This is a genomic window from Mycobacterium innocens (assembly GCF_900566055.1).
Lineage (GTDB): Bacteria > Actinomycetota > Actinomycetes > Mycobacteriales > Mycobacteriaceae > Mycobacterium > Mycobacterium innocens.
The window spans coordinates 1-5783 of the sequence record NZ_UPHQ01000241.1 but is presented as its reverse complement, the minus strand read 5'-3'; the positions used below and the strand labels follow the sequence as shown (position 1 = coordinate 5783).

Annotated in this window: 5 protein-coding genes and 1 pseudogene; 1 reads left to right on the top strand and 5 read right to left on the bottom strand. The window is 64.2% G+C overall.

The window, feature by feature from the left end:
* Positions 1-457: 457 nt before the first annotated feature.
* From EET03_RS23015 to EET03_RS23000, 4 genes are all read right to left on the bottom strand, one after another.
* Positions 458-1297, bottom strand: coding sequence for an SDR family NAD(P)-dependent oxidoreductase (locus EET03_RS23015; protein WP_075542219.1), 840 nt, complete (start codon positions 1295-1297; stop codon positions 458-460).
* An 11-nt stretch (positions 1298-1308) separates the two neighbouring features.
* On the bottom strand, positions 1309-2148 hold the full coding sequence (locus EET03_RS23010; RefSeq protein ID WP_075542218.1) for a mycofactocin-coupled SDR family oxidoreductase: 840 nt from the start codon (positions 2146-2148) through the stop codon (positions 1309-1311).
* Between the two features lie 14 nt (positions 2149-2162).
* Positions 2163-3374, bottom strand: coding sequence for a cytochrome P450 (locus EET03_RS23005; protein WP_075542217.1), 1212 nt, complete (start codon positions 3372-3374; stop codon positions 2163-2165).
* Between the two features lie 195 nt (positions 3375-3569).
* Positions 3570-4223, bottom strand: coding sequence for a TetR/AcrR family transcriptional regulator (locus tag EET03_RS23000; protein WP_075542216.1), 654 nt, complete (start codon positions 4221-4223; stop codon positions 3570-3572).
* A 197-nt stretch (positions 4224-4420) separates the two neighbouring features.
* Here EET03_RS23000 and EET03_RS22995 point away from each other — a divergent pair, with 197 nt between their 5' ends.
* The gene (locus tag EET03_RS22995) at positions 4421-5596 is read left to right on the top strand and encodes an acyl-CoA dehydrogenase family protein (RefSeq protein ID WP_099193753.1); all 1176 of its coding nucleotides are present in this window, start codon (positions 4421-4423) and stop codon (positions 5594-5596) included.
* An 80-nt stretch (positions 5597-5676) separates the two neighbouring features.
* Here EET03_RS22995 and EET03_RS22990 read toward each other — a convergent pair.
* Positions 5677-5783 (bottom strand): annotated as a pseudogene (locus EET03_RS22990) (IS982 family transposase); the annotation flags it as partial.

The window sequence follows — 5783 nt, the reverse complement described above, 5'->3', positions numbered from 1 at the left end:
GCACTGGCAATGGACCACCACCGTCCCCGCCGTCTGGTGATCAAGATGACAAGAGCCGGATGAATCGAGAGGTTCACGTCCGGATCTGTGGGAGCCGGAGGGTGCAATCCCCTCCGGCCACCCGACCTTTGCGCGTGCGTGTAGGGCGGGAACAAGCGCGATCGGCCCGCCCTGACGGCACGCTCGACGCCGCCAGCGCACGCTTGACGCCGTCAGCGCACGCTCGGCGCCGTCGGCGCACACTGGGTGCCGTCAGCACCAACGTAATCGGACATCCTGATCGACGTGCGCACTCAACCGCGCCAGTACCCGATTTTCATCTCCCCACACCGGGGTGCAGCGCCCTCAGCGCTCCTAGCGATAATCCTTGTGCCCCTGGGCTTGTCGCTATGAGGCGGGCAGATTGTGTGGTCCCCCTCGGCTGGTGACTCCTGTGGCGAGCGGGATTGGCGCGGCCCTAGTGGCGCCAACCCTCGGCGGTCTGCTGGTCGAAGGTGCGATCGATACGCTCGAACCTGCGGCGGATGGAGGCCCGGGCGGCCTGGTGCGGCAGCACATAGAGCCGGTTGGCCGCAATCGCGTCGACCGTCAGCCGCGCGACGTCGTCAACGGTGAGGCTGTCATCCTGCGCCGGCAGCGAACCGGCAGTCCCCGTCACGTCCGGCGCCGCCGACAGCCCGTAATCCGCGCCGCGGATTCGTTCGGAATTGGAGACCAGTTTGGTGTCAACCACCATGGGGCACAGCACCGAAACGCCGACTCCACGGTCCTTGACCTCGCGTGCCAGGGTTTCGGCCAGGCTGACGACGCCATACTTGGCGACGCCATACGCCCCGAGGCCGGCATTGGGCACCAGCCCGGCGAAGGACGCGGTGAACGCGATGTGACCGCCATGTTCGAGCAGCCCCGGCAAGAATGCCTCGACGGCATGAATCGAGCCCCACAGGTCGATATCGATCACCCAGCGCCAGTCGTCGTGCGTCATGTCGGCGATCGGACCCGCGACGACAATGCCGGCGTTGCTGAAGACGATGTCGACGCGGTCTAGTAGGCGGGACGCTTCGTCGGCGAGATGGGTGACTTCGCGCAGATGGCGGACGTCGCACATCACACCGTGCGCCTCGAAGCCAGCGGCACGCAGGTGTGCGACGGCCTGTTCGAGCCCGGGTTTGTCGATGTCGGACAGCACGACAGCAGCGCCGCGACGGGCGAACTCGGTGGCCGTGGCCAAACCGATGCCACTCGCCCCGCCGGTGATGACCGCCCCGCGCCCGGCAAATCCGGTAGATCCCTCCATGGGAAGAAACCCTATTTCAGGCAGCCACCCGCGTCGACGGGCAGGGTGACACCGGTGATGTACCGGGATTCGTCGGAGGCCAGGAACAGCACGGCATTGCTGATGTCCTCGGCCTCAACCCACGGAATCGGCAGCGTATGGAACATCTGACAGATCGGCGCCATGTCGTCCGGACCTGGATTCTCCAGATCCGGACGGAACAGCTTGAAGGTGCCCTCGTTGTGCAGCATCGGGGTACGCACATGCGTCGGATGCACCGAATTGACCCGAATCATGTGCTTTCCCAACTCGACTGCGAAGGATCGCATCAGGCCCACCACGCCATGTTTGGCCGCCACATAGTTCCCGCAATGGGGGTAGGCCTTCAGTCCGCCCACCGAGCTGGTCAGGACGATCGAACCGCCGTTGCCGCCGGCAATCAGATGGGGCACACCGACTTTGACCGTCTTCCAGACACCCGACAGGTTGACGTCGATCATCTCCTGCCAGTCGTGTTCGGTGGTCTTGTCCAGAGTGTCGCCGCCGTTACCGATCCCGGCGTTGGCCACGATGATGTCCAGCCGGCCCAACTGTTCCACGCCGGTATCCACTGCGGCTTTGAGCGCGTCGTAGTCGCGCACGTCGACCTCGGCCGTGAAGATTCTGCGGTTGTGACCCTTGACGAGATCGGCTGTCTCGGCAAGGTCCTCGGGGGTCGAGGCCGGGATGGTGGTGTTGGCGACGATGGGTTTGCACACGTCGACGGCGATGATGTCGGCGCCTTCCTGCGCCAATCGCACCGCGTGGCTGCGGCCCTGACCGCGCGCCGCCCCGGTGATGAAGGCGACCTTCCCGTCGACACGTCCAGCCATGATTACCTCATTTCTCAAGCAGCGCAGCCGATGACAGCCGGCATGGTCTCCCAGCCCCGCACGGTGGACGTGGGGGACAGCTTTGCGTTGGCGATGTCCACATCCCATTCGGGGAAGCGCTTCAGGATCTCCTCGAGGGCGATCCGTCCCTCCAGCCGCGCCAGCGCCGAGCCCAGACAGTAGTGGGTCCCGACGCTGAAAGTCAGGTGCTGACGCGGCTCGCGCCGGATATCGAAAACATCGCCGTCGGGTGGGAATTGGCGGTGGTCGCGGTTAGCCGCCCCGATGAGCATCATCATGACGCTGCCCTCGGGCACCTGCCGGCCGTAGTATTCGACGTCTCGGGTCACATACCTGGCGACGTGCGGAGCAGGCGGCTCGTATCGCAGCAACTCCTCGACGGCCTGCGGAATCAACGACGGATCGTCGACCAGCGCGCGGCGCTGATCCGGATGCTCGGCCAGCACTTTGCCCGCCCAGCCGATAAGCCGGGTGGTGGTTTCATTACCCGCCCCGGACACGACGCTGACATAGGTGAGAAGTTCGTCGCGTCTGAGCCGGCGCACCGTTCCGGTCTCGTCCTCGAACTCGACGTTGAGTAGTTCGGTCATGATGTCGTTGGCGGGATGCTCGGAGCGCCAATCGATGTAGCGGGCGAAGAAGTCGCCGCTGGCCATGCCGTCGGTGGAAGCCTTCATCGGCTTGCCGGCCTCGGTCCGCAGCTGGGCATTGGCGAAATCGCGTGCGGCTTCTTGGTCTTCCTCGGGAACGCCCAGCAGCATGCCGATGACCCGCATCGGCATCTGCGCCCCGAGGTCGGCGACGAAGTCGAACTTGCCGGTTCCGACCAGCGGATCCAGACTGCGCGAACAGAATTCGCGGATCTGCGGCTCCAGGTCGCTGATCTTGCGCGGGGTGAACATGCGCGACAACAACTTACGGTGAACGTCGTGAATGGGCGGGTCCTCGAATACCAGCACGCCCGGCGGGATGTCGATGTTGGCCTTGATGATTTCCAGGATGGCGCCCTTGGCCGAGCTGAACGTCTGATAGTCGACGATCGCCCGTTCGACGTCGGCGAACCTGCTCAGGGCGTAGAAGTTGTGCCGGGCGTTGTAGTACAGCGGTGTTTCGTCCCGGAGCCGGCGGAACATCGGATAGGGGTCGGCGTTGAGCTCGACGTCGTACGGATCGAAATAGACGTCGCTAGCTGCGGTGACTGTCACGGGTTATCGCCTCTCGCCGGAACGCGCTCACCCGCTTCCCCCACGGGAGCGCGAATCGTGCCGCATCTGAACTCTGTCATCATTCACCAATAGGTGTCAACGCCGGATTCGTTTCTGCTATCTATCATTCTTAATTACGGAGAATCGAGTTCTCAACGCCCGGCGAGATACGACTCGGTGCGATATTCAGGACCGCTACGCGCCGGCGAAGCCGCGTGAACAGAAGTCCCATACCTCCTCGGCGGTGATGGGATGGGCGGTCGCCTCGTCTTTGCCGCCGCTGGACTGCGCAATGAACATCACGGTCTGCATGGTCATCGCGGCCATCCGCCGCGGATTGACATCTACGCGCAGCTTGCCGGCTTTACCGGCGTCTTCCATGAGCTCGGTCAGCAACGCCAGCAGGGGCGCGTGAGCGATCTTGACCTCGGCCGGATGGGTAACAAGCAAGCGCGGCGCAAAGTCGGTGAACAGGGGTCGCTGGGCCGTGGGGTCGGGCCGTGAGGCCTCGTACAACAGCTCGATAGCGACCTTCAGCCGCTCCAGCGGGTCGGCGTGGCCGTCCGTAGCGGCCCGGATCTGGTCGGCCGAACGGCTCAGGGCATCCTCGAACAACGCAAGCAGGAGCTCGTGCTTGCCGTCGAACTGTAAATAGAAGCTCCGCAACGACTGGCGGGAGCGGTCCACGACTTCCTGGACGGTGAAATCCGTGCTGCCCTTTTCGATGATGATCGCCTGCGCGGCGTCCAGGAAACGCTGAACCCGCTGTGCCGCCCGCAATTTCGCGGTCTTGATGGACCGCTCGACCGCGCGCTGCTTCCAAGCCGGCTCTTCGCTGGGATTGGTCACGGGCGGCTCGGATGACTGCCGCGGGGACAAGACATGGTTGGACTGTACCGGAGAACGCCGTGGCATCGCTGCGCTCGACCTCCTCACGGGCTTGCCGACGATGTCTTGGAGATTGTAACTTCCTCGTCGCGAGAATACTATTCTCTCAGCCGTGTGTTTGGGAAGCGCAATCGAGAGAGCGGGCGTTCAGGAGTGCCGTGCAGCTGACCTTTGATGCCGATGTCGAAGCATTCCGCCGCGAATTCGTCGCGTTCCTCGACCATCATCTGCCCGACGAGGCTGCGGGGATGCAGCGGCCGCGTTCGTGCTCGCACGTTCCGGAGTGGGCGCGCCGGTGGCAGCGGCTGCTGTTCGACAACGGGTGGCTGCTGCCGGGCAATCCGCCGGAGTTCGGCGGCCGCAACGCCTCGCTCTTGCAGCAGTACGTGTACTTGGAGGAATTGGCCCGGCGGCGCATCTATCGCAGCTTCAATCCGCAGGGTGTGGGCATCATCGCGGAATCGTTGCTGTCGTTCGGGACCCCGGACCAGAAGCGGTGCTGGGCGGTGCCGATCCTGCGTGCCGAGGTGACCGCGTCGCTGGGCATGAGTGAACCCGGCGCCGGTTCGGATCTGGCGTCATTGACGACGCGGGCGGTGCCCGATGGTGACCACTTCGTCGTCAACGGACAGAAGGTGTGGACGTCGGGCGCCCATGACGCCGATGTGCTGCTGACGTTCGTGCGCACCGACCCCCAAGCCCCGAAACACAAGGGCATCAGTGTCTTGCTGATTCCCACGGATACTCCCGGTGTGGTGCGACGACCGTTTGCATCGGTGTGCGGTCACGATGATGTCGAATTCAACGAGGTGTTCTTCACCGATGTGCGGGTACCGGCCGAGAATCTGGTGGGAGAGCTCAACGGAGGCTGGCGAGTGGCAACCGGTTCACTGGGGCACGAACGCGTCATGCTGTGGCTGGGATACGCAAACCTATTGTGCGAGTTGACAATCGATTTTGTTCCAGCGGACGTCCGGCAACGCGATCGGTACGCCACCCTGGTGATGGATACCCACGCGATGCGGCTGCTGGGGTCGGCGGCGCTGGCCCGGGCCGCGCGCGGGGACGAAGATGTGCCCGCCCAGTCCGTGCTCAAGCTGCTCGGTTCGGAGGCATTGCAGCGTGCTTCGGAAGATGCGCTGAACGCCGCGGGAGCCGACGGGCTGGTGCATCCTTCGGTAACGGCCCCATTCGCACCGCTGAACCTCGACGACCACTATGGCAGCTGGTTCGACCGGTATGCGCGCACCTTCGCCGGCACCATCGCCGGCGGGACTTCAGAAATCCAGCGAAACATCATCGCCGAGCGCATCCTCGGCCTCCCGCGCGGCTAGGCCCCGTGGGCCGGCTGACATCGGCTTACACCGCCATCGGACGAGCTTAGATACCCTAGATGAGTAATTCCCAACCTTGGTCAGTGGTCGTAGGCGATCAGTGACCTCTTGACTGGGCTGTTGATCTTCCAGTTGTGCCAGATCACAGCGGCAAGGGCGAGGAGGCGCTGGGCGACGCGGGCGTAGA

What these genes read in the sequence shown, in the direction of transcription:
- EET03_RS23015 (WP_075542219.1), bottom strand. Translation starts at nt 1,297, where the DNA reads ATGGAGGGATCTACCGGATTTGCCGGGCGCGGGGCGGTCATCACCGGC.
- EET03_RS23010 (WP_075542218.1), bottom strand. Translation starts at nt 2,148, where the DNA reads ATGGCTGGACGTGTCGACGGGAAGGTCGCCTTCATCACCGGGGCGGCG.